We start from the raw sequence: 26,324 nt of genomic DNA, 5'->3' as shown, positions 1-26,324 counted from the left end.
GGTCTCCTAGTTACTTCATGAGTACCCTTGGAGATATGAGCAAGGAAACCGTAGAAAATTACATTACCAGTCAGCGAAAGGCATAGTGGCATTCATCCCTGGTTTGAAAGCAAGGGAATTCTGCCTAGCTTATATTAAAGTTTCGGAATATCGATCTCACTGATGCGACCGTGGCGCCGTGTGTAGAACAGAATGTTCATTCCAGAGAAGACGACGGCAATGGTGCACAGGACGAACATTTCCGGAATTGCAGAATTACCGATCATCAGTGTTTCCCGCAACCCGTTGACCGAGTAGCTCATTGGCAGCCAAGGATGAATCGCGCGGAAGAAGCTATTAGTCAGTTGCAGGGGATAGGTTCCCGCTGAGCCGCCCAGTTGTAGGACGAGGAGGACCATGCTGAAGAATGCACCGGGTCTGCCGAAGACCAAGTTGAGCCAGGAGACGATGCTCATGAAGGTTCCGCCAGTGATCAGCAACATCATAAATGTTGCCCACGGATGGATGGGTGTCAGACCATCGATGGCTGCCAACAGGCCCGTCATGAAGAGGGCTTCGGCGAACACGAAGACGGCCATAATGGAAGACTTACCGAGCCACCAACTCCAGCCGCTCCGAGGGTATTTCCGGGGCGTATACATGTCAAGCATCAGGTTGAAGGCCAACGCCCCTACAAATAGGGAGACGGACATCATGTACGGTGCCATCCCGGTCCCGTTATCCGGTGCGTGATCGGAATCACTGTGTGCCGTGGTCACAGGCTGGGCAAATTGTTTGTAGGTCAGTTGTGAGGGATGCACGGTGGCACGCCGACCGGCTTGGTGGAGGGTCGTAGCTAACTTAGCATTTCCGGCTTGAATCTTGGTTGCGCCGTTAGTTGCTTGTGCGGCACCGGCTGCCAGCTGTGCGGCGCCAGCATGTAGGGCAGATGAACCAGCAGTGACGGTGGTCATCGCAGTTGTTAACATCGGCCCGTTGTTAGCTAGCGTAGCCAATCCAGTATTCAGCTTGTCAGCGCCACTCGCGAGCTGGCCAACACCGATTGTCAGTTGTGGTGTTTGCTGATGCAAGCTAGTGAGGCCGGCTGTAAGGGCAGCCGTTCCAGTCGTTAAACTAGGCGTCTTGGCAACGAGCTTTTGACCACCCGTGGCTAGTTTTGAGGCACCTTGGGCCAGTTGAGTCGTGCCGCTGGTTAGCGTAGGTGTCGCGGTAGCCAGGGCACCGATGCCTGTGTTGAGTTGTGTTAGGGCTTGGTTGGCCTGTTGAAGACCACTGGTTAGGGACACCGCGTTAGTCGTCAGGGTGGTCAAGCCCGTGGCTAGGTCGGATTGCGTGCTAGCAGCCTTGGTGAGATTGCTTTTGAGGCTTGAGGCAACTGAGTCCGTTGACTTTAGGTCGGCTAAATCACGACTCAGTTGTCTGGCGGCCGACTGGGCCGTGCTGACGTCGGTGCTGGTCGTGGAGCTGTCACGAGCTACTTTGAGCATCGCGGCCTTTTGGGTAGCCGTCAGTCCCTGCGCATCCGCGGTTGCGGCAAGTTTACTTTGCAAGGCCGTATTCTGACCACTGTTGTCGCTCGTCAGGGTGTCGAGCGCCGCTTGGAGCTTGGTTGCGTCTTGAGCGACTGAACTGCTGGACTGCTGGTCAGTTGCGAGTTGTGCCACCGCTTGTTTGAGTTGGTCCTGTTGGTTCTGTGAAGACTTTAGTCCGGTTTGTAGTTGTTTGAGGCCGTTGGTGAGTGCGGTACTGCCGGTCTCTAATTTCGCAAAATTATCAGTCAATTGTTGACTACCTGTGGCTAGTTCAGCGGTGTGACTGCTGAGTTGCCGAGTCCCGGTTTTGACGGTCTGACTTCCACTAGCGAGTTTTCCCGCCGCGGTTGTCAGTTGGGTGGTCCCTTGTGTGTAGGCGTTGATCCCATTAGTGACGCGTCGACTTCCGGTGGTCAGCTGTTGGGTACCAGTAGCCAGAGCGTGGGACTTACTGAGCAACTGATCGTGGTGTCGCCGTTCGTTAGCTTCATTGTGCTGGCGGCAAGGGTGTTTAAGCCCGTCGCAATCTTTCGGTCGGCGTTAGTGAGTTGCTGTCCGCCGGTTGCTAACTGATGACTACCCTTTCCGGCGGCCGTTAATCCAGTGCCAAGCTGCTTGATCGTGGCAAACATGGTCTTAGCGTAACTCTGGGTGACAGTATCACTGACCGCCTGTGCGGCAGTCTTAGCGGCCGTGGCAGTTAGTTTTGCAGCGATAAAGCTGTGACCGGCACTCGTTTCGTCGTATAGAATCATCTGGTGGGGCGTCGCCTGCATCAGGGTCGTCGCGTTGTGTGAGAAATTTTGAGGAATCGTGATGATCATGTAGTAGGTGCCGTTTTTAAGACCACGTTTGGCCGTTGCTTCACGACTAACGGGGATGAATTTCATTGACGTTGCGTGCTTGAGGTTGGTCGTCAAATTGTTCCCAGCCGCGAGCGTTTTTCCCTGATAATGTACAGCGCGGTCCTGGTTGACGACAGCAATCGGTAGATCATCCAACTTGCCATAGGGGTCCCACATGGACTTGAGAAATGTGACGGCATAGATGGATGGGATCAACATGATGACAACCAACACGACTAATAGTAGCTTGTGCTTAATTAAGTAACGCCATTCGGCTCGAATCATCGGCGACTCCCCCTTTGATGTGGTACGCTAAGGTCAAACTAAACCTCATGTGTGGTCAAATCATAGTCGTCTCGTGGGTGACCGTCCACAACAGAACGGTGCAGTCTGGGGATTAAACCGCACTTTTACCACATCTGGGGTCTAACTGGAGGGATTCTATGACGGATCGACGAGTTGCGCGAACTAAGCAAGCACTGCGGGAGGCTTTTCGTAAGCTAGCCCAGCAGTACCGATTCCGTGAAATTACGGTGCAACAGTTAACGGCGGAAGCCAATATCAATCGCAAGACCTTTTACCTGCATTTTGAATCGATCGATGACTTAGCAGACAGCTTTACCGCTGAGATTGCGGATCAGCTTCTGGATCTGATACTTCAAGAACCGGCTGAACACGATCCACTGAACAACTCGGGCGTGTGGTTTGCGCGATTGGATGATTTCTTTGAGAAGGCCCCAAAGTTCTATACGTTTATTCTGACATCGGATGATTATAGCTTCCTGTCGCGTCGGGTTAAACGTCGAGTGGCTGCCGGGCTAACGACTAGCTTCCAACAGGACTATCAGCTGAGCGCTGTGGATGCGCAGATGGGGGTCAACTTCTTGATCGACAGTACGCTGACCCTCTTTCGACTGTACATTACCGGACAGTTGGATCTTTCACTACCGGCGTTCAAGCAACGGTTGGTGACGCTAAATATGCGCGGCTTACAGGGATTCTTGGGTGATTTTCGTGGGTAAAAAAGAACGCCAATCTGGCGTCCTTTTTGTCTCTATTTCCGATAAATGAAGACGATGTTCGTTGCAGCCGACCGCTCTGCAGAATAGGTCCAATTCGGGTGATCAAATTGGGTTACAGCATCGACAGTAGTCACTTGGTGTTCCGCTAGATACCGCACCATGGCACCACGCGCCATCTTAGCGAGGGTCGCCTTGGTCTTCAGCTGGCCGGCGACGAGACTGCCAAAGGTAACGGTGACCATGGGTTGCTGTGGTGCGAGATAGGGTGTAATGGTTTTAGCGTATTCCTGCGACGCGAGGTTGATGATGGGTTCCGGCGTAGGCGTCAGTGCGTGGTAGAGGCGGTCCCCCCAGAAAGCGTAGAGGTTAGTTGTTTCCGCCACGGCAAGCTTGGATTGCATTTCCAGACGGTAGGGGACGATACCGTCAAATGGCCGGAGAATCCCGTAAAAGCCTGACAAGATTCGCAAGTTGTTACGGACGTAATCTAGCGCGGGTGCGGTGAAGAGGTCGGGTGCCATGTACTGGTATTGAATACCGCTAAAGGCTAAAAGTGCTGGGGTGAGCTGACGGGTCAGGTCGAGTTGCTGTAGCCAATCGTAGTTGGGTTGCGCCAACTTGTCGCTGCAGTGCCAGAGCGCCTTGGCCTGTGGGTAGGTGAGTTGACGTAGTTGGTTTAAAATTTGTTGCGTGGCGGTCAGATACTGCGGGACACTGTCGGGAGCGAAGGTGTCGGTATCGATGACCATCTTCTTAGCGGGGGCGATGATGATTTTCATGGCAAACGAAGCCTTCTTTCGGAGTGATTAGAGTTCAAGCATAGCATAGGTGCGGTCACTTGGGGGAGATGAGGGTGTTTGGTTAATTTAGTAGTGCTACCGCAATGGCTTAATCACGCATCTTGGCCACAATAAAAGAGCTCAGGTCTGCGCCCAAGCTCTTCGAAAAGATGGTTGTAACTTCAAAATTATTAGACGAGCTGACTACCTTCACTCTGACCAGGGGCCACGTCGTCGTGGTTAGCTGGGGTGGGGTTCAGGGCGAACTCATCGTCGGTGGGGATGGTCGTCGTGTTGATGGCGTCATCCGATTTGTGCAGGGTGACCGTTCCGTAAGCCGGAACAGTTGCGATTTGCCAGTTGTTGCCATCGCCATTGACCGTCACAGCTGCCTTGATTGGTGTATCCGTTGGGTTGTAGAGGTGGGCAACAATGTCGCCGTTGATCCCCAAGAAGGCTACGGAGCCGAGACTGCCGGTGTACCCGTCCTTGGTGTAGTTGGTTGAACCAATGACCTTGGAACCGGTTGGGACGTCTTGGCCAAAGTTTCTGAGCATGAAGTACTCAAGGTTCCGTTGGACTTTCCCGGTGGTGTGGTCGATGGTGACGACCCCTTCACGACCGGTAGAGTCGGCAGCGTTTGGTAAGCCCCGTTCGTCCAGTGCCAGGTTCCACAGCGTGATCATGTTCAACCCGTTGTGCACCAGCCAGTTACCGATAATCCCGAACATGATGTGGGCACTTTCCTCAGGATCGTCGGTCATCATGCAACGCCGTTCCGTCATGACCACATCCCAGTTAGGGTAGGCCCGGTTAGCGTGGTACATGTTTTCAAACGGCCCGGAGTAGGTGTGAACGGCCAGACCGTCAAAGGCAGAAGCCTCGGCAGGGGTTACTTCTTCCTCGATTGGCTTGGTCAAGGCGTGGAAGCTGTCATCCAGCAAGAAGAGTTTGGTATCTGGGAACGACCGGTTCAGTGCTGGTCGGAGATACTTGTAACCGAAGCTAGCCAATTCTGGGACCGTCCAGATCATAGCTGGCCAGTGAGCGGCGTTTGAGGGTTCGTTTTGAATCGTCAGACCGTAGATTGGAATACCTAGCTTTTGATATTCTTCGATGTAACGAATGAAGTATTGGGCATAGATGTACTCGAACCGGTTTTCTTCAGTATAGCCGTTGCCGGTAAATTCGCCGAAACGTAAGTGGCCCCCGTGCGTCAGGTGACCGGTGTTCTTCATCCAAGCCGGACCGGACCAAGGTGAGGCAATGATCTTCAGTGCGGGGTTGATCGTCAAAATTTCTTGGAGAACGGGCACGATGTTTTTCAGATCTTTAGTGGCGTCCGGTGCGCCGGGTTCACCCTCACCAATGGAGAAGTGCTCCAGCTTGTTGTCGTGTTCGCCATAAGGCATGTCATCGTAAGTGTAATAGTCTTGACTCTGAAAGTCACAAGAGCCCAAAGGCACCCGGACACTGGAGAAGCCGCCTTGTGCAGGATCAAAGAGTTCGGTCAACAGGTCGTGACGTTGCTTGGCGTCCATGTCCTGCCACAGCAGATGAGCCGCGGAGTCGGTAATGGCGGCCCCAGCACCCTTCCAGTCCTGATGCTTGTCAGTAGGATCAATTACGATCTTCTTGGCATCGGCAATGTCGGTTTGATAATTTGGGGTGGCTAATGGTTCGCGCCGTTGGGTCAGATCACCAGATGTTGTGGTCCAAAATTCGTTTTTAAATTTTCTCATAACTAAACTGCCTCCAATAAGACTTGATTGAATTGAAATTAATCGTAACTAGGGAGAAAACCCCAGTCGTTCAGCGCCCTTACCCTCTTATCGTAACCGCTTACAGAGAATTCGTCTATGGCAATTACCACCCTCAATTTGTCCAAATGGCAACTAAAAGGGATTGCCGCCGAGTGAATTAGCTGGTAGGCTGGGACTGTAGCGATTTCAGTTGAGAAAGGACGAGATCATGGCGCAACAACAGCTTTTTCAGACAATCGAATCGAATATTTACCTGTATGGTGGCCATTTCCAGCGGAACTTTCCCAGCTGGCATTATCCGCGGGAACAACATCAGCTGTTTGAACTGATTGCCGTCATGCAGGGAAGTGTCACCATGTTTATGGGGACCAGTCGCCGGGTGATTTCGGCCGGTGAAGCGGTGATCATTACGCCGGAAACCCCGCACGAGAGTTTTAATTTCAGTGGTGACCGCCTACAATTCTTCTGTTTTCACTTTAACGTGGGTGACTTAGACTTAAAGACGCGGATCATTAAGAATCTGGGAAACGTGGTGATTCCCGCGGATTCGGTCGTCAGTCAGGCCGCGCGTAAGCTGATTCAATCAATCGTGGTCTTGGAAGAGGCCAATGTTCAGGCAGCCGAACGGAAATTTCGGCTGGAGATTTTCTTCCTGGATTTCATGATTGCCTTGTCCAAATCACAACCAGTGGTGACGACCGCACAGGAGTATCCGGAGCGTGAAGTTATCTTGGCGCAAAAGTTGGCCAGTGGCCTATTTGCTGAGGACACCACTCGCCGAACCTTTCAGGCCGTGTGCGCCCACCGTAACATTAGTACCACGTATGGTCACCGAATCTTTAAGAAGATCTACGGGGTCACGCCGACGGAATATGCCAAGGAGCGCCAGTTCAGCCGGGCGAAGGGTCTCTTGGAGATAGGCGAGAACTCGATTGAAGCAATCGCCCTTCAGATGAAATTCAGCAGTCAGGCGAGCTTTAGTAAGCAATTCAAGCAGTGGTCGGGGATGACCCCGAGTGCCTTTCGCAAGACGCAGAAACGGGAACGTCACTCGGCAGACTATCTTGTCTAGGATGTTTCACATGAAACATTTGGTTAAATTTGCTTACAAAAAAAGGCGGCTGATCACAGTCGCCAATCAAGTGTGGCTTTACCACATGTATTCAATTGGATCTTTGATGTACTTATCGTAAACATCCGTGACGATGGCCATTTGGTCTTTCGGCAGTGGCTTTACTTCAGTGGCACTTGTATTACGTTCGATTTGGTTAGGGGTGCTGGCACCAGGAATGACGGCTGAAACGGCGTCAAACATCAGGATGTAGCGTAAGGCGGTAGCGGCCAGATTGTCCGTCCCCAAGCGCTCCTTCAGTTCGTTAGCGGCCTTGACCCCGGTGAGGTAATCAACGCCAGAGAAGGTTTCACCCTTACTGAAGAGTTGGCCATCGCGGTTGTTTGTCCGGTGATCTTGCGGACCAAAGTGGGTGTCGGCAGTGAACTTACCGGTGAGTAAGCCACTGGCTAGCGGTACCCGGGCCAAGATCCCAACGTTGGCCTTCTTGGCTAAGTCGAAGAATAACTTGGCTGGCCGTAGACGGAACATGTTAAAGATGATTTCAACACTGGAGATATCGTAGTCCAGGGACTTGATCGCTTCTTCAACACGTTCAACGCTGACTCCATAGTTGGCGATTTTGCCTTCCTTTTTGAGGTCGTCCAAGGTCTTGAACGTTTCTGGCTGGTAGTAGACGCTCATTGGTGGACAGTGTAACAAGACTTGGTCGAGAGAATCGACTTGCATGTTTTGCAGGGATTCCTCGACGTATCGTCTGATGAATTTAGGACTGAAATGTTCCTCGGAAAGGGGCATTTCTTTTCTACCGACCTTGGTTGAGTAGTGCACGTCGGGGTGACGCTTGATGAATTGGCCAATGACCTTTTCACTCAGGCCATCCTGATAGCCATCGGCGGTATCAAAGAAGTTAACGCCGTGGTCATAAGCGGCTTCCAGAGTATCCATGGCGTCCTTTTCGTCAAATGGGTCCCCCCATTTACCGCCGAGTTGCCAGGTACCGAGTGAAACCTCGCTAATGTTAAAACCAGTTTTTCCTAATGTTCTAAATTCCATAGTGGCTAACCTTCCCTTCTAAATATTTCAAGCATAGCACTTGAAGTGTGCTTCAAGTAAAGTTTTTTAACAAATTGATTAGGACTGATATGAGATGACAGAATTAACGATTTCAGAAGTTGCCAAGCAGTATGATTTAGCACCGTCGACACTCCGTTACTATGAACGACTGGGATTGATTCCCAATGTTCAACAGAAGGGAAATCATCGTGTCTATAATGAAGCGAACCTTGAAAAGTTAAATAGTATCGTCTGCTTTAAGAATTCCGGGATGCGGATGAGCGAGTTGCAGGAGCTTTTGAGCTATCGGGAAACCGGTGCTGATTTAGATAAGATTTTGGCGATATTAAATGACCACGAAGTTGAAGTGGCGCGGCAGTTGGCCAAACTTGAGAAGTATCACCGGCACATTACCCAGAAGGTGGCGTTTTATTCGGCGATTAAGCAGGCCGAGATTGCAGGGGAGCCGCGACCGGATTGGGCAGATTATAAGCCTGAGGATGAGGCTTAGGAGATTCTGCTTGTGGAGCTTAATATTGATGTGGCGCAGTGGTACTGATAGGCATTTTGTTTAATACATTGGACTTTCTTTCACCAAGATGGCTGGAAATGTGCGGCCTCTGAAACGAGTTGCGCAAGGCAGGTTCTTCCGCTTAGCAAAATAGGGAACTCCTGCTCGGTGTAGTTGTTAGTGATTACTTTAGTTTAGAGATCCAGACCGTCTCTCGCCGGAATACCTGGGAAATATGCAGCCTCTGAAACGAGTTTCGCAAGCCAGATTCTTCCGCTTAGTAAAATAAGGAACTCCTGTCCGGCGAAGTTGTTAGTGGTTACTTTAGTTTAGGACGTTAGACTTTCTCTCGCCATAATATCCGGAAATATGCGGCCTCTGAAACGAGTTTCGCAAGGCAGGTTCTTCCGCTTAGAAAGCTAAGCCCTCCTGTCCGACGAGGGTTGTTAGTGGTTATTTTGGTTTAGACCTTTAGATTTTCTCTCGCCGAGATATCCGGAAACAAGCAGCCTCGGAAACGAGTTCCGCAAGCCAGATTCTTCCGCTTAGCAAAATAAGGGACTCCTGCCCGGCGAAGTTGTTAGTGGTTACTTTAGTTTAGGACGTTAGACTTTCTCTCGCCGGAATACCTGGGAAATATGCAGCCTCTGAAACGAGTTCCGCAAACCAGACTCCTGCGCTTAGAAAGCTAAGTGACTCCTGCTCGGCGAGGCCGAACAGAAGCCCCTTAGCTCCCTAATGCTCAGAGTCTAAGCGGTTTGCTACACTCTCTTATACAAAAAAGCCATCCCGCGTTCTACTCGGGATGGCAGTGGTGAGGTGCGGCGACCTTCTGAATGCTTGCGCACCGATCGCGTACCCCCACCTTGGTTTGGCACCATTGGATAGTATCGCACGGGTCTTGCGCGAAGTCAACCTTAATCGTTCTCGCGAATCGTCATGAGTTTGACCGATACGCCGAGAGCGATGACCAGAAAGACCAGACACATGGTGAATCCAGCTTGAATCCCCATTTGTGGGGCGTTCGGATGCGTCGTGAAGAACTTAGTGGCTAAGTTGATCGTGGCGATGATAATCGCTGTCCCAAATGACCCGGAAATCTGGCGGAGCGTGTTAAACGTTGCGACCCCATCAGCTACCCACTTGTTGGGGAGGTGGGTCAGCGCGTGCGTTTGAATCGGAATCAGAATCAAGACGAGTCCCAATTGCCGAATCGTCTGACCAACCGTTAACATGACGACGGAAGCATTGACGTCAATAAATGCCTGCATGATGGTTCCAAAGCAATCGATCAACAGGCCGGCTGTCACGATTCGGCGCACGGGGTAACGGTCGTAGAGTCGGCCACTGATTGGCGACATGATTCCCGTTAGACAAGCACCGGGTAACAGCGCAATTCCGGAAATGATCGGACTCTGATGCATGATTGACTGGATCAGGAGGGGCAGTAGAATCGTATTCCCATACATGGTGGCCACAATCAACGCGTTGAGACTGGTGGCCGTGGTGAATTGAACACTCTTGAAAATTTTAGGATTGATCAAGGGGTTCGGACTATGTAGTTGTTGCCGGATGAAGATAGTGGTTAAGATGAGGCCGATGATGAAAGGAACGACGACAAATGGGGAGGTCAACGCGTACTGTCCCACATTTGAGAAGCTCCATAGTAGCCCTAATGCGCCGAAACTGACGAGAAACAGGCCCCAACGGTCCAAGGTCGGCGATTCATTCGTGGGCACACTTGGCAGTAAGAAGTACGCCAGAATGAGGTCCAACAGGATGAAGGGGAGCACTAGGATGAACAGGTACCGCCACGACATGTAAGTCAGAATCACCCCGGACAATGTTGGCCCAATAATAGGAGAAAAGTTGAACGCGAGGCCAACGATTCCCATGACCGCGCCCTTTTTAGTGGGGGCGGCGTAGCGAATCGCTAGGATGTTGACCAGCGGCATCATCACCCCTGATCCGGTAGCTTGGATCATGCGGCCGAGAATCAACATCCAGAAGCTCTGGGCCAGACTGCCCAGTAGTGTTCCAATCAGAAAGATGACGGAAAACAGGATGAATAGTCTGCGAAACGTAAACTTTTTAATCAGGTAGGCACTGACAGGAATCATCATTGCACTGACGAGCATATAGCCATTACTGATCCACTGAACGGTGGACGAGTTAACGTGAAATACGGTCATAAACGTTGGTAGCGCCACATTCATCAGGGTGGAACACAGGATGCCGAAGAAAGTGCCAAATACCATGATAAATAACGAATGTTTAATTTCCTTTGACATTAAACGGCCTTCTATTCTATTAAAATTGCATAACTTATCCAATGATACTGATAATTGTGAGGTTAGTCAATTGGTCTAGGCAGCTCATTTTCGCCGTCAGCCCCGTGAGTACTCCTTTCAGAAAATAGCAGCGGTTAATAATAACCAGCACGGGCACTTATTCATACCCTTTACGCTTTTGTGAATTCGTTTGGAAGCGTTTACATGAAAGGGAATTTGTGTTAGTTTAGAAATAAAGAGGTGTCCAGGTATGAAAAAAAGTGATGTGTTAGTAATTGGGTCAAACATGATTGATCTCATGACGTATATTAAGCGCATGCCAGTGGCGGGCGAAACCGTTGAGGCCGATGACTTCTCGATGGGTTTTGGCGGTAAAGGTGCGAACCAGGCCGTGGCTGCTGCCCGGTTAGGCTCGCAGGTCAGCTTCATCTCGATGGTTGGTAATGATAGTTTCGGGGAACAGCAGCTGGCCAACTTCAAAGCCGCAAACATTGATGTGTCTGGCGTGGGTGTCGGCCATAAGAACAGTGGTGCCGCACCGATCTTCGTGGACCCAACGGCTGACAACCGCATTCTCATCGTCAAGGGGGCCAACAGCGAGTTAACGCCGGCCGTTTTGGATGAGCATCTCGATATGATTCAGAATACCAAGTTAATTGTCTTGCAGCAGGAAATTCCGCTGGAAACTAACTACCACGCCATCGACTTGGCCAACCGTTATGGCGTACCGGTCCTCCTGAATCCGGCGCCCGCTAACAAGCAACTTGATATGGAACACGTGCGGCGCGTAGACTTCTTCTCGCCAAACGAAACGGAACTGGCGACATTGACCGGACTGCCAACGGAATCCATGGATGAAATCTCGCGGGCCGCGCAACGTCTGGTTGATATGGGCGTAAAGAATGTTCTGGTCACGATTGGGTCTCGCGGTGTGCTGTGGGTCAGCGCCACGACGAGTCGACTGATTGATGCCGTCAAGGTTGATGCGGTCGATACTACCGGCGCGGGCGATTCTTTCATCGGGTCGTTTGCCCACTACTATGCGCAGGGAGAGACGGTTCCGAAGGCGTTACGGCATGCCAATGAATATGCGGCTGTCACCGTGACGCGGCGGGGGACGCAAAAGTCCTACCCAACGGCAAAGGAAGTCGCGGCAATGTATCAACCCAGCTGATGTCGAATTGTCTGAAATGAAGTGGTCAACCGAGTCTCTATGGTTGGCCACTTGTTATTAATAATAAGGCTAGACGTTACCGTGAGCATATTCATTGCGTCGGTAGCTGGTCTCCTGTATAGTCAAAGTTAACACTAATTCTTAGCCAATCTAAAGGGGGACCTCTACAATGAAAAATCTACTATTAGGTTTTAGTTTAGCAGCCAACGTGGCCCTAGCTTACCTCGTCCTACAGGATAAGGATCAACTCAAGGAATTGCAGTCCCGAGCGGATAATGCCGTCGATAAAGTTGCCGGTAAGGCTCAACAGATTAAAGGGACCTTGACCGGCGATGTGAGCGCTAAGGCCAAAGGTGACCTGCAAGAGGGCCGTGGCGAGGCTAAAGATATCGTGGATGATGTGAAGGCTGAATTCGAGGCGTAAAGGGTAAGCGGGCCTCGTTGTAGCCAAAATTAGAAGTCTAAAACAGGTCTGGGATGAAATCCCAGACCTGTTTATTAATAATTAGCCAATATTGATACTTGTGAAGTTATACAGATGCCAATCGTCCGTTAGGTGAGGATTCTTGCGCGCCTTATTGGGAGAGACACCAACAAATCTTTTAAACTCGCGGGTTAGGTAGGCTTGATCGGTAAAGTTTAAAATTGCAGCAATCTCTGAGAGGGGCAAGTTGGTCGTGTGTAAGATCTCAATCGCTCGGTTAATCTTGACCAGAATTTTGAAGCGGGAGATGGGAATCCCAATTTCTGCGGTGAAAAGGGTTGAGAGGTAGTGCGGCGATAGTCCCAGCTGATTGGCTAATTGGGTCACGGTGATGGTGGACTCTGGGCTGTTCATGATGACCTGATAGGCCCGGCGAACAGGTGCGGAGAGGTGGGCACTCTTGAGTTGGTGAACGCGCTGAGCCATGTCTTTGATCATTGTTTCAATGCCAGTCATGACATCGTCGTAGGTCGTTAGTGTTTCCAGGGTGCGGACGTAGTGGTCGTTGAGCGAGTAAGCCTGGTCGAAGTCCATCCCGGCATGGATGGCCGCGCGGAGTGTGACCGAGGTACTGATGATCCCCCAATTCTTGATGTTGCGGAGATTGCTACCATCCGCAAGAATGCCAATGCGGCCAGAGTTGACCAGGCCAACGAGGGCGTCGTGGACCATCGAGGGCTTGCCCAGCTCGACCGCGGTTTTCAGCGCCTTCTCGTAGGCGTAACTGACGTGAGCGCCCTCGTCATTGAAATTGACTAGAATTAGCTTGTCGTTGAATTGGTCGGAACGCAGAGCTTGTTCGAAGGCACTCGTCACGGCTTCGGCGGTCACGGACAAGTGAAGAATCTGTGACAACGCGAGAATCTGTTTCAGACACTGGTCGCGCGTGATCGAGTATGTGCTCAAAACTTGTGGCAGGTAAATTGTGCGAGCCTCAGTGCTGGTGGGGTCGTGGGCCGTGATATCGGTGACCAGAATCGGCCCCAGAATGTAGGTGAGGTCAGCGTGCGTTAGGCAGAGTGAGAATAAGTTCTGGCTGTGGCGAAAGACAGTGATAGCGGTCGCGTGATCGGGGATCTCGTAAAAGAGGGCGATGTACGCCGACGTTAAGATCTTTCCTTGCTTGAAGATGATTTTTGGCCGGTGCTGGACGGTTTTGAAGACAGCGGCGGGGACTGCCAAAGCTTCTAGATAGAGTTGGTCGAGGCCCAAGAGACAGCCTCCTTTCCGAAAGATAAATGGAGATTCTGATGTAAGCGCTACACCAGTTATACCCTAGCTCACCTGAAATTACTAGCAGTGGTTTTAGGATGTTTCACATGAAACAGTGGTGGTTGGTAAGCTCACTGAAAAAGTTGCGCCGCTTAGAGTGTTTAAAGCGGTGCTTTTTCTATGGTTGTGGGTTTAATAGGAACAAAGGGGGCAGTGCGATGACGGATGAAGAAAAGTTGCAACGGATTTATGCGGCGGCGAGTGAATTGTTCATTCAACCGGGGTATCACGAGACACAAATGCAGATGATTGCGCAACGCTCGCAGTTAGCAGTGGGGACACTCTACCGGTTATTTACCAGTAAGGCAGCGCTCTTGGACTACGTATTCTTAACGACGCTACCGGCAGCGCCAGTGACGTTAGCAACGTATCCGCTGGCGCCGGTCGATCCACGGGAACTGGTTAACCGGACGCAGATGGCCTATGCCGATTGGAATCGGCAACTGACTGGCCAAGTGGCAGCGAGCTTTGATGACCTTTTGACGGCCTTATTTCAAGCTTTCGAGCGGTACGGTCAATACTTCTTGATTTTGGAGCATAATCCAACGGTGAACCCAGCATTGACGGCACTCTATCGCCAGCAGCGCCAGTCGTTGTATCAGCAGGTGGGGGCGTTTATTGAGAAGGCACTACCCGCAATTCCCGAGCCACAGCGTAACGGGGTTGTCGTGGTTGATCTGGTCTTCTGGTGGTGCGCACACAAGCGTTATGACAGCTTTGAGATGGAAATGGCACACGGCGAGGATGACCGGATGATTGCGGTCGTTCGGGAGATGTTACGCCGGAGTTATCAGTAAGCCCCTTCGTTATCTCAACGGGTGAACGCGCCAGTTTTGATCACTTTAAAATGATTTTTGTATGGGAGTGGTTAAACTGGGGGCAATTCGAATGAATGATTCGTTCACTCATTTGGGATAAGGGGGATGAGGTCATGAATTTTCATGAATGGGCATATATCAAGCAACATCCAACGGTTTGGCGTATCTTATTAGGAATTTTGGTGATTCCACTGGCGTATGCGGCAATTCTGCTAGCTTCTGTTTGGAATCCGTATGGCGAGCTTCACCGACTACCAATGGCGGTGGTCGACCAGGATCGCGCGACGGCGACAATGCACTGGGGACGGACGGTTACGCGGCAGCTTACACGTAGTGAGTCGTTGCAATTTCACCGAATGACTGCCCGACAGGCACATCGTGATTTACGTGCGGGGAAGCTCTATTTGGTGCTGACAATTCCAAGGAAATCATCGTATCAGTTGGGCCGGTTGGCGAGCCATCCCGAAACGTTGCGGCTGACTTATCAAACGGATGCTGGGCAAAGTACGGTGGCTGCTAAGATGGGCAGTACCGCTATGCAAAAGCTTCAGGGAACACTCAACCAAACGGTGATTCAGGCTGAATTCGTGGCGATTCAACGGCAAACGGTACAATCCGGTCGGCGTCTGGTCACGACTGCTGGTCAATTACAACAGGTGGCTCGAGCCGGCGTGACTGGGGCACCGGCATCGGTAACTAGTCCTCTGAATGAAGCAATCGTTCAGGGATTAACGCGCAATGGTCAACGGTTGGCGCAACAATCCAAGCGGCCGCACCAGTTACAGGCGTTGGCGGCGCCAATCAAACTGGTTCAACACAATGTCACGTCGGTCGCCAATAATGGGACAGGCATGGCGCCTTACTTTATGGCGATTTCACTCTTTGTCGGCTGTATCACGCTGAATATTATTTACGATGCGGGCAAACGCCACGGGCAGTACCGGAATTTTGCGTTGGCGTGGTTAGATAAGATGGGGATGCTGTGGGTCTTCGTAATGTTAGCTGCTTCAGCAATGTGGCTAGCAGTTCTAAATATCAATGGCTTACGGCCACTTCAACCAGGGAAAACCTACCTGCTCGCGCTGCTTATCGTGTTGGCCTTCTTCAGTTTAGTCACGTGCTTCCGCCTGTGGTTGGGGCTTACCGGAGCTTGGCTAATGCTGATCTTCATGATCTTCCAGATTGGCTGTTCGGGTGGGACTTATCCCATTGCGCTGACCAATCCGCTCTATCGGGCAGTCCATCCGTATTTACCGATGACGATTGCGATGGCTGGATTGCGGCACACAATTTCTCTAGGGGGATCGATTGCTGGAATTTGCTGGATATTGGCTGGCATGGTGGTCGTCTTTAGCTTAGGCACGTTGGCGTACTTCTACACGCACCGCAACGCTGAAATGGTAGCCTGATCGGAGGGATTCTCGACAGTATCTGTTTTGACACGGGCAGGGCCAGCGTGCGAGGCGTATAATGGAATGGTGAGATTTTACGAAATGGAGTGAAAGGTTTTGCGAAAAATAGCACCATTCTTTGTGGCGCTGGGGGCCATCAGTTTTGGGGTCCCAGCAACCTTGATGAAGATTGCGCGTAGCGAGGGTGTCGTTAACGGACCGTTGTTGTTCTGGTCGTTTCTGAGCGCCGTGATCATTCTGGGAATTATTCATGTGGCGCGGCGTCGCTGGTTACGCTACCAGCATACCAACTGGAAGCAGCTGCTAGCGGTCATGGCCGCTGGGACGGCTTCCGGGTTCACCAATACCTTCTATATTCAGTCTTTGAAATTAATTCCGGTTGCGGCCGCTGCGGTCATGTTGATGCAGGCGGTGTGGCTGTCGGTCTTGTTGGGAAGTATTCTGCATAAACGGCGACCGACGCGGTTACAGGTCGTGAGCATTGTCTTAGTTTTGATTGGGACGGTGCTGGCTGCGGGACTTTTCCCGATTACCCAACCGTTGTCGTTGTGGGGCTTGTTCCTAGCCTTTTTGGCGGCGTGCGCTTACGCCTGCACGATTCAATTTACCGCGATGCTGGGAAACAACTTGGACCCATTGAGCAAGACATGGCTGCTGTGTATCGGTGCCTTTCTCCTGATTTCGGTCGTTTGGGGACCACAGATTGTGTCGGCACCGGTAACGTTTGACACCGTGAAGTGGGCCTTCTGGATTGCCATCTTCTCCATGGTCTTCCCATTGGTGGCTTATTCGATCTTCATGCAGTATTTGGAACTGGGCATTGGCCCGATCCTGTCCTCGCTGGAACTGCCAGCGTCGATCACGATTGCCTTTCTCGTTCTGGGAGAAAAGGTTGATTGGCTTCAGATCGTGGGAGTCCTGATAATTATTGGTGCGGTGATTCTTCCCAATGTCTGGGGGATGCGCCGACAAAATCAGTTGCGCTAATGTTTCATGTGAAACAAAAACTGTCCCGTTGTGGTTAATTGCCATGGCGGGATTTTTTCGTGGTATTCTAGGATTAACAAACCATTAAGGGAGACGAGTATATGACAACTGTGACGGGCGAGACTCTCTCGTTAGATGCGCTAGAGGCTGGCAACCAGTACGTGAACTGTGAGTTGACCTATTCCAACCGAGACATTCGAGTAGAAGAGGTTAGCTTTGAGAAGTGTACGTTTCAGCAGACGGATTTTAAAACTAGTGAGTGGTTGGATTGCCAATTTCGAGGCTGCCAATTTTTGAATTGTCAATTCCAAGAAAGTTACCTGTATCGCTGTCAATTCGATGGTTGTCAGCTATTAGGGAGCGACTTTACTGCGGCCCGTCTCAAGGATGTGGTCATCAATGAAACGCGAGCAGACTACGCCAATTTCGCAGAGACGGTGTTAACCGGCTGTGACTTTAGTGAGACACGATTGAATGAGGCGAGTTTTCAAATGGTGACGGTCAAGCGGCGGCTGAGCTTTAATCGGTGTGAACTGGTGCGAGCCGATTTTTCAGAGACCCAGTTAAAATTAGTTGATCTACGGACTAGCGATATTGCAGCGCTGGTCTTCACTCCGGGGTTGGTACGGGGCTGTAAGATTGATGCGCTCCAGGCGGTGACGTTTGCGGCGGCACTTGGGTTGGATATTGGAGATTAGCGGAGCCACTCTAATTTAGTGTAAATTAAAACGAGTGGCCGTGATGGTCACTCGTTTTTATATGAATTAGTTAGTTGTTATTAGGGTTACCCGGGGTAGGTCAGCTTGTGCTTCGGCGCGCGTTCCCCAGTGGCCCAGACAGATGCTTGCCGTGGCGCCGAGAATAATGATCGCCAAAATGGTTTTCAGAACTTTTCCTCTGATGATGCGGACCTCCCTTGGGTTATTGGCCCGAGTATAGCATGTTGCGTGGGGAATGCCAAAAGTCTTATTGGGGCACCACTATTTGCGATGAGATGGAAGATGCGGATCAGTTGCTTGCGGAAAGGCCACTTGGTAAGCTGGGAAGTACGACGTGTCCCGCTATTTTTGACGTCATTTAGCACATTCACTAATACTTTATGACGAAGAACGTCCGTTCAGTAGACGGGCTTGCCATCGTCCCGTATACTTAGAGCAGTCTAACTTGAGGAGGTTGTCACCATCGCCGTTGTATTGGAACCATTACTTAAAGATTTATTGTTAGCGAGCAACTTGGGCCTCAGTCGAGACCATCGCTTAGCCGGTTGGCACATCTTGACGATTCTCTACCACGACAGTGCGACTGGTGGTGTGCCGATTACGTTGGGATACTTGGCGCAGAAATATAATAATGACTACCTTGACGCTGGTGAGAAGCCACTGAAGGATGACGTTCTCAAACGGATTCTGGAGGTTCTTGGTGAGCAGGCGAAATTAATCGAAGTTTCACCGCGTAAGGTTCGGGTACAGATGAAGAGTGGAAGTTACCACACGCAACAGTCCTACGTTTATAAGATTACCAGCAGTGGGATTGAGTACCTTTCCGTCATGCAAAAGGTCGTGGACGCCGACAATACGGTAACGGCCAATATTACCCGGATCAATGAATATTGCCAGTTGGTTAAGAAGCTGTCTGTCCCAGAATTAAGTGCGGATAGTACCCAACTCTATAATGATTTTCAAAACATGGTCTCCGCCTATAATGACGTGATGAAGGGGATGCACAAGCTCGATGATGACCTCAGTGAACTTGCCAACGACTTAGCCTTTAATCACGGGGGAGCCGCTGCGGCACACCTGCAGGCGATGCTTAAGGATAAGGCAATTCCGGCCTTTACCCAATTGCTAGGACAAGGACCGCAGATTCAAGCATTGGCCAACTCGATGATATTCAGTGACCGGGTCGCCCACAGTCAACAGGGAAACGATGATTTGGATACAGCACATGCGGTTGGCGATCAAGCCAAGATGTTGTTGCGATTCAATAAGTCACGGGCTTACGTGCAACGGCAACTTCAACGGTTAGCGGCCAGCTTTGATCCGAGCGCCAGCGCAATTGATAATAGTTTAGATACCGTCTATCTTTTGTTTCAAACGATTCTCAATGCAATTCGCTTGTTGAGCCAGGAATACGATCACGTTCAAAGCCAATCCGTAGATATCAAAGTACTCACGGGTCAGATTGATCAGCTATTGACTCGCTACCGGACACTTCAGGTACCAGCGCCGATTCCACAACATTTGCCGTAGGACCGTGTTAGCGAGGATGCAACGGACTTATTGGCTGCTGGAACTATGGGACCGGTCGTCTATACAGCCGTAAGTCGCCCACAGGTGAAATTAACGGCCGCAGATAATCCAACAGTGGCCGCTGCCACTGTCGATTCGGCAGACTCACAGGCAGGCTTAATTGAGTTTAAAAAGTTGGTGATGCGTGATGACAATCACGGAATTGTTGACCGTAACTTAGAGTTTACGACGATTCAGGCGCGCGATGAGGTTGTCCGACTATACGGGGCGACGGGTTACGACTATTACACGAGTTTTGCGTTGTTTGGTCGGCCGTTGGCTCGTGTTACGGCTATTACAAGTGGTGTGATCACGCTACACTGTGCCGGTGAGGCTTATCAAGTATCCTTGCCGAGTGGATTTGAATTCTGGTTTGAAAAATAGGGGACAGCGATGAGCGACTTACACGGAACTGAACAGTTAATTATTAATGAACTATTCGATCACAGTATCTTTACCAGTACGATTACTGATCGGACAACGCAAGTCATGGCGGACGCGATTAATGCGTTAAAGCGGCCGGCTGCACAGCAACGAATCAATGCGTTTTTGGACGATCTAGTGGGATTAGCCCCAACAAATTTTCAGGAAAATCTCGTGTTTCTACCCGGAGAAAAGTGGCTGGCACCAGAAACGGTTCACGTTTTATTGGCGACGCTCAAGGCCATTATTAATCTACCCGAATTGCAGAACACGCAGTTAGACCGGGTGGTCGCCGTGAGAACGGTCGTCCGGCAGGTCCACAGTGAAGTAGTCGACTTGGATGAGAAGGAGATTCGGCGGCAGATTATTGATTTGTTTGTGAATCGATTGGGCTTATTCCTTGAGGACGAGCCGGAGCAGGGGCCAGATGATCAGGCCCAAGAGGTCGAAGAATATTGGGACGTCAGCCCGGATTTTAATTTTATCGCCCAGTGCTTGGTGAATCAGCTACAGGCAGCTGCTGACGTCAAAGAATTGACGAGCTTGCAGCGAATCAATCGGGCCTTGCTCAATCAACGCTACGTGGCCGCCTCATCACGACTCTGGCCGGAATTGGTGGCGCACAAGGAAACCATTGCTGCCCAGTGGCGTCAGACCAATCGTTTTGATTTGGAGTGTGGGGATGATTATGCCCTGTTGTTGGATCGAAAACGAACGCCCAGCACGGCTAAGCCATTCGTCATTGCAGTTGGTGTGGCGCGGTCATTGGGTGTGGGCATTCCGAGTGATCAGTTGACGACGCGCATTCACAAAATTGCTGAGCAAGTCTTGCCGGAATATCCAATTAATGTGAGTCTGGTTAAAGAAGCCCTACACGACAACGCTTTAGCACGCGAACAGGATGGGTACGTCATCGCAACCCCGTTGGTTCACCGGTTTGTGATGCGGACAGCAGATGAAGGAGAAGCCTAATATGCCATTACAAGAATATTTATCACCGGTGAGCTTTCATCTGCGAAATTTCAATAAGTATAAAAAATTAGATATGCTGGCCGCCGAGAATGGGAATTTAACCTTGATTGGAGAAAATGCGGCCGGTAAGACAACTCTCGCCAATTGCTTTTTCCCAATGTTGATCGATGGGTCAATCGCGACGCCATCGTTTAACCCAGCTAAGGGGACCGACCGGGTTGACCGGACAACGGGACCGCGGAATAGCTCGCGGGACATGCGGACGTTTAACAGTATGCTCCTGGGCTGGGGTTCTGGAGCAATGAAGGTCCGGACGGGTTACAGCTATCTCTATCTGCGGTCGCGTCAGCGTCAAGTGATTCTGGGTATTGGTGCTCATCGTAATGTGAGTGAAAAGCGACAACCAACGTGGTGGTTCGTGGCGCTTACCACGGATGTGAGCACGCCATTGACCGTAGCGGTGACGAATGAGACGGGGGAAAGCCTGGAACTCGGTGATTTTATGGCGGCCAACGAAGCGTTGGGTAAGCAACTCCATGTTTTTAAAACGGTTGACGAATATCACGCGTTTGTGGCTACGCAAGTCTACGGATTTAATGATGGCAAGGCTCTCACGAAGCTGGCTTCGGTCTATCGATTATTGGCCTCACCAATTCTGACGGCCGGTAATGCCCGGTTCACGCCAATTCGGGAGGCCCTGAAGAATGCTCAGGAGGGCATTGATTCTCAAATTATAAATAAGGTGGCTTCGGCGCAACGCAAAGTTAATCGCACTAATGGGAGTTTACAGCGGATTCAACGGGCACAAGACCGTCTTCAGAAGATGAAGAAGGAAATCTTCTGGCGTAATCTGAACCGGATTGATGAGCGGATGCTACAGAGTTATAGTCAAACCCAACGGCAGTTTAAGAACAACCAGGAAGCCTGTGAACAGGCCAAACAACGGATCGCTAAGTTTGAAAAATTGTTGGCGTCGTTGCAGGAAAACTTGGAACAGTCAGCAGTTACTTTAAAAGTGCTGCGTCAAGAAAAGGCTAATCAGGCGACTATTGCTGAACAACGTAAGCAGTATGAACAGCGATTGGCTGATTTAAATCGTCGATTGAAGCAGTATCGGCAACAGCAACAGCGGTTGGCAGAGTTATAAGAACAAGCGACCGCAGTAGCGGAACGATTGGCAGAACTGGAAACTCAACGGCAAGTCTTGAAGCAGCAACGCCTACAGCCGTTATTGACGAAGCTAGCGACGCAGGCAGCGGAACTCACTGAGTTAACGGACGTTGTCACTGAGGTTGATCCGAATGTTTTGGTGAAAAAATTGGCGACCTACGTGCACGAACAACAGCGCGCTTACCAACGCTACCAGGATGATGAGCGAGCCAAACAACACGTGAGTCAAGATGTCCAGATCGTGACGGATATGCGTCATGAACTGGATGACCGGATTGACCAGCATGCCAGTGGTGCACTTCAGACGCGGGTACGAAAAGACTTACACCAGGATAACCAGGAAGTTCATGACGCTGGGGCGGCTAAAATGAACACTGAGTTTCAACGCTTATTGGGTCATCAGCAGGAGTTGTTGCAGGCCCACGCTGATTTGAAGGCTAGCTTAGCTGCACCGGATCGGTTGCACGACTTGGCAGAGCAGCGCCAACAATTGGCTGATGTTCTGGCGAAACTCGTCGCCGGTGACCAAGAACGTAAGCGGCAGACCGAAAAGCAGTCAGATTTAATTGGGCGTATTCAAGAGGTTCAATCGGATATGGAACCGAACTTCGATGAAGATCAGGTCATAGCTGAGATTGACGATGTTCAGCAACGGCACGATGCGTTGATTGTTGATTTGAAGATTGATGATAAGATTGAGCAAGCTGAAATAGCCCAACAAAAATTGTCGAATCAGCAACAAGAATTCACGAGTCAGCGGGCGATTGCTGAGGGTGAGATTAAGACCAAGACTGACTTTATGACGCAACAGGAGCAAGCACTGGTCGCGTTTAATCAACGAATTGAAGCGGCTTTGCAGACACTGGCCCCGTATCAACCAGATCAGGTTCACCTGACGACGGTGGAAGCCGTGTTGGCGTTTGTTCAGCAGCATGGCAGCGAAGTCCGCAACAGTCGATTCGAAGATTTGACGAGTCAGATTAGCAAATTGATTCACCGTAATGATCAGGACGGTATTGACCGTAACGCCTTGGACACGGTATTTGAGGAACGGGGCCATACCGCCGAAGCGAGTGCTATGCGGCAACAGCGGTCTGTGATTGAAAATGAATTGAACGTGGTCGCATTTGGCATCAATCAGGCGATTGTGTTGATGAAGACGGATGAGGCCCACGTGGCGCAAGCATTAGAGGTCTTACAATCAGGCAACGATGCTGCCCAAACGTATTATTTGTCGTCGGCCATTACCATCATCAGCAAACAATATGATTTAATCGATAGCTACAATCAGATGTTGAGTGAGGGGGTTAGCCGTGAACAGAGTATTAAGTTAAAGGTGGCCTTGACGCCAGCAAGTGTCTCAGCCAAAGTTATCGAGGAGGCGCGCAATTCGCAGTTGGCGACGCGACCAGCCCTTGAGGCAGAGATTAAGAATCGGCTGCGCAAGTTGGCTAGTGATCTGACGGTTGCCGATGACGACGAAGCCTTCATGCAAAAGGCGCAAGACATGCTGGATACGCGACAGTGGTCGGACTTTAAGGTTTTGATCAAGCGCCGGCAAAGTGACGAAAATCACTACGAAGAGGTGGACGACAAATTTGTTCAGTCCGGGGGATCGGGTGCTGAAAAGGCCCAAGCAATGGTCTTGCCGCTGCTACTCGTCCCAAAGATGGTCTTACGCCAAGCGAGCCTTACAGATGCGCCCTACCTCGTCATGTTTGATGAGTTTGCGGATAAGTTGGACCCAGAAACGGCCAAGTCTTTTGCCAAGACCATTGATCGGTTTGGCTTCAACTTTATCGCAACGATGCCAGGTGGTGCCCAAAATAAGATCTTGGCGGATCGGGTGGATAACATTGCGTATGAAGTGATTGCACCGCAGAACGAGAATGACAATCAATTCCACTTGAACCACGTCAGGGAAGCATTAGTTTGGGGGGCGACCCATGAGTCCGTATCGTAAGGCGTATGAACAGGCGACTAGCCGACCAGCACCGCAGGAGGCCGAACAACTGGACGGCTTGTTTCGTAAAATTGCCACTGGTGAGTTGTTGCCACCGCGCGGTCAGCAGGCAGTAGACATTGGATTGACGGCCCACAGTTTGAATGATCCGCAAGAAAATCCCGCTGTGTTTGACTACTATCGGTGGGTGCTAGAGCATGTGTTTAACGATCGACCGGTGAATGAATTGTCGGCGAAAATGATTGGTATGGCGTTTACCTGTATGAATATTTTTCAAACAGATTTCCCCCAGCCAATCACGTTGAATCCATGGCAAATTGCCGCCATGCGGGATTATCCCGTGAGCACACAGCAGGCAGTAATTATTGAAAATAATGGTGTCTTTGTGTGGTTGGCTAAGTTACACCCGGATTGGCCGCTGATCAATCAAGCTGGTAATGACTTCAACGTTACACATGTTCAGTTGATCCAGCACTTGGAAGCGCGCGGGGTTCAATTGACGTATCTGGGAGATCTGGATAGTCGCGGCATTCAGATGGCCGATAGTCTGTTCCGTAAGCTACAGGAAACGTCGATAGCCACCTTTACGGCAATTCAGTCACCAGCCAATGTGACTAGATGGCTGACCCTGTTAGGGAGGCCGGATGTGAAACGGACGCGGCAACTGACGGTCCAAACGCCCATCTTACGCGAGGAGCTAGATTCGATTCACCTCTTTGGAAAATTTGTGGAGCAGGAGCAGTTGATTGCAACATATGAGCGGTTATTAAGGCCGTGGTTGACTGGAAAAAGCGTATAAAAAAACTGGTTACTCCGACGAGTAATCAGTTTTTTTACCCAGTTACGCCATCGTAACCGATAAACGTAAAGTAAGTTTGACCACCGATACGGTACAAACTATCAAAGGTGCCGGCGATACCCTTGTCCTCGTTACCGGCATTATGCTGCGGGTCGTGGAGGTTCTTGAGGGTTAAGCGGTATTGATATAACCCGGTGTGGCTGACGCGTTTGGTTTTGAGACCCGAAATATCGTGAGCAAAGTATAGTGTGCGGTAGGGGTCGTGGAAGTCAGTCTTGGTGATCTTAGCCATGCCAGTTGGCTTTTGCATGAAGCCTAGTCCAGCATTGGCTTTAGCATCGTATTTCAGATACTCGAGGTAACCATCTGGCGTGACTCGAATACTTGCGGTGGTCGTTTCGACGGTGCTCAGAGCCGCCTTAGCACCACCCAAATAGAGATCGCCGTGGCTGTATCCGGGCATGAAATCGGGGGCTTTGATGCGTTTGAAGGCCGTCAACTTGTCAGTCGCCTTGAGCGTTGCCTGGGGATCATAGGCGCCAGCTCCGGGGTCGATCGTGTAGCCTGCGGGGGCACTTTGGCGAATCAAAGGGTAGCTCAAACGAGCCAAATATAATTGAAGACTCGGCACTAAGAAGTCGCCGGATTTGGTGCTCGTAAGGTTCCCAGCAACCACGGTGCCTACAGGGAGTGTGAGGTCACGGCTGATGGCGTGACCGACTTTATGGGTGGGTACGTAATTGACCTTGACCTTAATTGTCCGGGTGAGCTCGTAATATTGACTGAGATTTAAGAAGTCAGTGCTGGCCGTAAAGTTGCCAACCTTGACTAGAGCGCTGGGGCGTTCCGTCTGGGCTTTAGCCGTTTGCCAGCCGGCGCAGATGACGGCAAGTAGCGCTAGGATTCCTGAACCGATTTTAATGAACTTGTGCATGCCGTTGCCGGACCTCCTACGAAAAATTAGATACGTTAAGTATACCGGAAAGCGTGGGGAAAATAAATGAACAAGTGTTCCTTTTTGGACGTAAATTTTGAAATAATGACGGTTAACCCGGGTTATATTCGCTGAATTTCCCGTGGTAACTAGAGGATGCGTGTCATGGAGAGCGTTGTTTAGTATGCTGGAAGCAGTAGTTGAGGAGGAGATTGCATGAAAATTGGGGAGCAGTTAAAGATTCAGCGGGAACAGCGAGGCTGGTCACAGCAGATTTTGGCGGATCGTTTGAAGATCTCGCGGCAGTCAGTTTCAAAGTGGGAGCAGGGGACGGCGCTACCAAGCTTTGCCAACGTGGTCTTGATCAGTGACTTGTTTAATTTGACCATCGATGACTTAGTCCGTGACGACACCGACCTGAGGCGGACGTTTGACCGTCCAGTGACGGGACCATTGGGTTTAATTGTCGTTGGTGGTTTGGGAGTGGCTATACCTTTGGCTGTGGGGGCATTGATTCTGGGCATTCGCATGGCAACCCTGTTGGACTGGATACAGACACCCTTGCTTGTTGGTGTCTGTATCCTATTGGGGTTGATCTACCGGAATCAGCAACGCCGGCAGTACGCGTTGACGAAGCTGGTCATCGTTGTTGCTATCGCGGTACTGAGCTTATTGTTAATGCCACAAATTATGGACTTCATCATGGGATTCTGGGATGGGCTCCGGGCGCAAGGAGAGCGTAAAATATCTTGTGTAA

At 50.7% G+C, this 26,324-nt stretch carries 22 protein-coding genes and 2 pseudogenes; 16 read left to right on the top strand and 8 right to left on the bottom strand.

Annotated features, from left to right (window positions below; translation table 11 throughout):
• Positions 1-86 (top strand): annotated as a pseudogene (locus FD07_RS12635) (IS200/IS605 family transposase); the annotation flags it as partial.
• A gap of 48 nt (positions 87-134) precedes the next feature.
• On the opposite strand, the gene FD07_RS09960 reads toward FD07_RS12635, so the two are convergent.
• Together FD07_RS09960 and FD07_RS12630 are read right to left on the bottom strand one after the other, a co-directional pair.
• Positions 135-1,991, bottom strand: coding sequence for a YhgE/Pip domain-containing protein (locus FD07_RS09960; RefSeq protein ID WP_051089617.1), 1,857 nt, complete (start codon positions 1,989-1,991; stop codon positions 135-137).
• Positions 1,946-2,662 carry a YhgE/Pip domain-containing protein gene (locus FD07_RS12630; protein ID WP_051089618.1) on the bottom strand — a complete coding sequence of 239 codons (717 nt, stop codon included), beginning with the start codon at positions 2,660-2,662 and terminating at the stop codon, positions 1,946-1,948. The genes FD07_RS09960 and FD07_RS12630 overlap by 46 nt, the downstream gene beginning before the upstream one ends.
• Positions 2,663-2,820: 158 nt before the next feature.
• Between FD07_RS12630 and FD07_RS09950 the strand changes: the two genes are divergently transcribed.
• Positions 2,821-3,399 carry a TetR/AcrR family transcriptional regulator gene (locus FD07_RS09950; RefSeq protein WP_020090179.1) on the top strand — a complete coding sequence of 193 codons (579 nt, stop codon included), beginning with the start codon at positions 2,821-2,823 and terminating at the stop codon, positions 3,397-3,399.
• Positions 3,400-3,431: 32 nt separating this feature from the next.
• Here FD07_RS09950 and yaaA read toward each other — a convergent pair whose 3' ends face one another.
• Entirely contained in the window at positions 3,432-4,178 is a 747-nt protein-coding gene (gene yaaA / locus FD07_RS09945; RefSeq protein WP_020090180.1) for a peroxide stress protein YaaA, read from the bottom strand.
• A gap of 191 nt (positions 4,179-4,369) precedes the next feature.
• Positions 4,370-5,920, bottom strand: a complete 1,551-nt coding sequence (locus FD07_RS09940) for a glycoside hydrolase family 30 protein (RefSeq protein ID WP_020090181.1) — start codon at positions 5,918-5,920, stop codon at positions 4,370-4,372.
• A gap of 229 nt (positions 5,921-6,149) precedes the next feature.
• Here FD07_RS09940 and FD07_RS09935 point away from each other — a divergent pair, with 229 nt between their 5' ends.
• A complete protein-coding gene (locus tag FD07_RS09935; protein WP_020090182.1) occupies positions 6,150-7,013 on the top strand; it encodes a helix-turn-helix domain-containing protein in 864 nt (287 codons plus the stop codon).
• 78 nt (positions 7,014-7,091) lie between these two features.
• Here the strand turns inward: FD07_RS09935 and FD07_RS09930 are convergent, their stop codons facing one another.
• Positions 7,092-8,069: an aldo/keto reductase gene (locus FD07_RS09930; protein ID WP_020090183.1), complete on the bottom strand. Its 978-nt coding sequence runs from the start codon at positions 8,067-8,069 to the stop codon at positions 7,092-7,094.
• 94 nt (positions 8,070-8,163) lie between these two features.
• On the opposite strand from FD07_RS09930, the gene FD07_RS09925 reads away from it, so the two are divergent.
• A complete protein-coding gene (locus FD07_RS09925; RefSeq protein ID WP_020090184.1) occupies positions 8,164-8,580 on the top strand; it encodes a MerR family transcriptional regulator in 417 nt (138 codons plus the stop codon).
• A 917-nt stretch (positions 8,581-9,497) separates the two neighbouring features.
• Here the strand turns inward: FD07_RS09925 and FD07_RS09920 are convergent.
• Positions 9,498-10,871: a DHA2 family efflux MFS transporter permease subunit gene (locus tag FD07_RS09920; RefSeq protein WP_020090185.1), complete on the bottom strand. Its 1,374-nt coding sequence runs from the start codon at positions 10,869-10,871 to the stop codon at positions 9,498-9,500.
• 250 nt (positions 10,872-11,121) lie between these two features.
• Here FD07_RS09920 and rbsK point away from each other — a divergent pair, with 250 nt between their 5' ends.
• Both rbsK and FD07_RS09910 read left to right on the top strand, forming a co-directional pair.
• Positions 11,122-12,045: a ribokinase gene (gene rbsK, locus FD07_RS09915; RefSeq protein ID WP_020090186.1), complete on the top strand. Its 924-nt coding sequence runs from the start codon at positions 11,122-11,124 to the stop codon at positions 12,043-12,045.
• Positions 12,046-12,214: 169 nt separating this feature from the next.
• Positions 12,215-12,469, top strand: coding sequence for a CsbD family protein (locus FD07_RS09910; protein WP_020090187.1), 255 nt, complete (start codon positions 12,215-12,217; stop codon positions 12,467-12,469).
• A gap of 81 nt (positions 12,470-12,550) precedes the next feature.
• Here the strand turns inward: FD07_RS09910 and FD07_RS09905 are convergent, their stop codons facing one another.
• The gene (locus FD07_RS09905; RefSeq protein ID WP_020090188.1) at positions 12,551-13,741 is read right to left on the bottom strand and encodes a helix-turn-helix domain-containing protein; all 1,191 of its coding nucleotides are present in this window, start codon (positions 13,739-13,741) and stop codon (positions 12,551-12,553) included.
• A 218-nt stretch (positions 13,742-13,959) separates the two neighbouring features.
• On the opposite strand from FD07_RS09905, the gene FD07_RS09900 reads away from it, so the two are divergent.
• From FD07_RS09900 to FD07_RS09860, 9 genes and pseudogenes are all read left to right on the top strand, one after another.
• A complete protein-coding gene (locus FD07_RS09900) occupies positions 13,960-14,598 on the top strand; it encodes a TetR/AcrR family transcriptional regulator (RefSeq protein WP_020090189.1) in 639 nt (212 codons plus the stop codon).
• Positions 14,599-14,732: 134 nt separating this feature from the next.
• A complete protein-coding gene (locus FD07_RS09895; RefSeq protein ID WP_155823086.1) occupies positions 14,733-16,028 on the top strand; it encodes a YhgE/Pip domain-containing protein in 1,296 nt (431 codons plus the stop codon).
• Between the two features lie 99 nt (positions 16,029-16,127).
• Positions 16,128-17,018 (top strand): EamA family transporter, encoded by an 891-nt coding sequence (locus FD07_RS09890; protein ID WP_020090191.1) that lies wholly within the window; start codon positions 16,128-16,130, stop codon positions 17,016-17,018.
• 101 nt (positions 17,019-17,119) lie between these two features.
• Positions 17,120-17,716, top strand: coding sequence for a pentapeptide repeat-containing protein (locus tag FD07_RS09885; RefSeq protein ID WP_020090192.1), 597 nt, complete (start codon positions 17,120-17,122; stop codon positions 17,714-17,716).
• A gap of 483 nt (positions 17,717-18,199) precedes the next feature.
• Positions 18,200-19,690, top strand: a pseudogene (locus FD07_RS09880) (hypothetical protein).
• A gap of 9 nt (positions 19,691-19,699) precedes the next feature.
• Positions 19,700-20,701 carry a hypothetical protein gene (locus FD07_RS09875; RefSeq protein ID WP_020090195.1) on the top strand — a complete coding sequence of 334 codons (1,002 nt, stop codon included), beginning with the start codon at positions 19,700-19,702 and terminating at the stop codon, positions 20,699-20,701.
• 1 nt (position 20,702) lies between these two features.
• The gene (locus tag FD07_RS09870; protein ID WP_020090196.1) at positions 20,703-21,848 is read left to right on the top strand and encodes a coiled-coil domain-containing protein; all 1,146 of its coding nucleotides are present in this window, start codon (positions 20,703-20,705) and stop codon (positions 21,846-21,848) included.
• A gap of 27 nt (positions 21,849-21,875) precedes the next feature.
• Positions 21,876-23,834, top strand: coding sequence for an SbcC/MukB-like Walker B domain-containing protein (locus FD07_RS12625; protein ID WP_020090197.1), 1,959 nt, complete (start codon positions 21,876-21,878; stop codon positions 23,832-23,834).
• Complete coding sequence (locus tag FD07_RS09860; RefSeq protein WP_020090198.1) at positions 23,818-24,633, top strand: DUF2399 domain-containing protein; 816 nt, start codon at positions 23,818-23,820, stop codon at positions 24,631-24,633. Before FD07_RS12625 ends, FD07_RS09860 begins: the two co-directional genes overlap by 17 nt.
• Positions 24,634-24,667: 34 nt before the next feature.
• Here FD07_RS09860 and FD07_RS09855 read toward each other — a convergent pair whose 3' ends face one another.
• Entirely contained in the window at positions 24,668-25,567 is a 900-nt protein-coding gene (locus FD07_RS09855; protein ID WP_020090199.1) for a hypothetical protein, read from the bottom strand.
• A gap of 216 nt (positions 25,568-25,783) precedes the next feature.
• On the opposite strand from FD07_RS09855, the gene FD07_RS09850 reads away from it, so the two are divergent.
• Positions 25,784-26,324: helix-turn-helix domain-containing protein (locus FD07_RS09850; protein WP_057161942.1), on the top strand; the 541-nt coding region annotated here is incomplete at its 3' end.

It is taken from the genome of Levilactobacillus parabrevis ATCC 53295, from assembly GCF_001434055.1.
GTDB lineage: Bacteria > Bacillota > Bacilli > Lactobacillales > Lactobacillaceae > Levilactobacillus > Levilactobacillus parabrevis.
The sequence above is the reverse complement of the archived record's forward strand: the minus strand, read 5'-3'. Positions and strand labels throughout refer to the sequence as shown.

What these genes read in the sequence shown, in the direction of transcription:
- FD07_RS12630 (WP_051089618.1), bottom strand. Translation starts at nt 2,662, where the DNA reads ATGATTCGAGCCGAATGGCGTTACTTAATTAAGCACAAGCTACTATTA.
- FD07_RS09950 (WP_020090179.1), top strand. Translation starts at nt 2,821, where the DNA reads ATGACGGATCGACGAGTTGCGCGAACTAAGCAAGCACTGCGGGAGGCT.
- yaaA (WP_020090180.1), bottom strand. Translation starts at nt 4,178, where the DNA reads ATGAAAATCATCATCGCCCCCGCTAAGAAGATGGTCATCGATACCGAC.
- FD07_RS09940 (WP_020090181.1), bottom strand. Translation starts at nt 5,920, where the DNA reads ATGAGAAAATTTAAAAACGAATTTTGGACCACAACATCTGGTGATCTG.
- FD07_RS09935 (WP_020090182.1), top strand. Translation starts at nt 6,150, where the DNA reads ATGGCGCAACAACAGCTTTTTCAGACAATCGAATCGAATATTTACCTG.
- FD07_RS09930 (WP_020090183.1), bottom strand. Translation starts at nt 8,069, where the DNA reads ATGGAATTTAGAACATTAGGAAAAACTGGTTTTAACATTAGCGAGGTT.
- FD07_RS09925 (WP_020090184.1), top strand. Translation starts at nt 8,164, where the DNA reads ATGACAGAATTAACGATTTCAGAAGTTGCCAAGCAGTATGATTTAGCA.
- FD07_RS09920 (WP_020090185.1), bottom strand. Translation starts at nt 10,871, where the DNA reads ATGTCAAAGGAAATTAAACATTCGTTATTTATCATGGTATTTGGCACT.
- rbsK (WP_020090186.1), top strand. Translation starts at nt 11,122, where the DNA reads ATGAAAAAAAGTGATGTGTTAGTAATTGGGTCAAACATGATTGATCTC.
- FD07_RS09910 (WP_020090187.1), top strand. Translation starts at nt 12,215, where the DNA reads ATGAAAAATCTACTATTAGGTTTTAGTTTAGCAGCCAACGTGGCCCTA.
- FD07_RS09900 (WP_020090189.1), top strand. Translation starts at nt 13,960, where the DNA reads ATGACGGATGAAGAAAAGTTGCAACGGATTTATGCGGCGGCGAGTGAA.
- FD07_RS09895 (WP_155823086.1), top strand. Translation starts at nt 14,733, where the DNA reads ATGAATTTTCATGAATGGGCATATATCAAGCAACATCCAACGGTTTGG.
- FD07_RS09885 (WP_020090192.1), top strand. Translation starts at nt 17,120, where the DNA reads ATGACAACTGTGACGGGCGAGACTCTCTCGTTAGATGCGCTAGAGGCT.
- FD07_RS09875 (WP_020090195.1), top strand. Translation starts at nt 19,700, where the DNA reads ATGAGCGACTTACACGGAACTGAACAGTTAATTATTAATGAACTATTC.
- FD07_RS09870 (WP_020090196.1), top strand. Translation starts at nt 20,703, where the DNA reads ATGCCATTACAAGAATATTTATCACCGGTGAGCTTTCATCTGCGAAAT.
- FD07_RS09860 (WP_020090198.1), top strand. Translation starts at nt 23,818, where the DNA reads ATGAGTCCGTATCGTAAGGCGTATGAACAGGCGACTAGCCGACCAGCA.
- FD07_RS09855 (WP_020090199.1), bottom strand. Translation starts at nt 25,567, where the DNA reads ATGCACAAGTTCATTAAAATCGGTTCAGGAATCCTAGCGCTACTTGCC.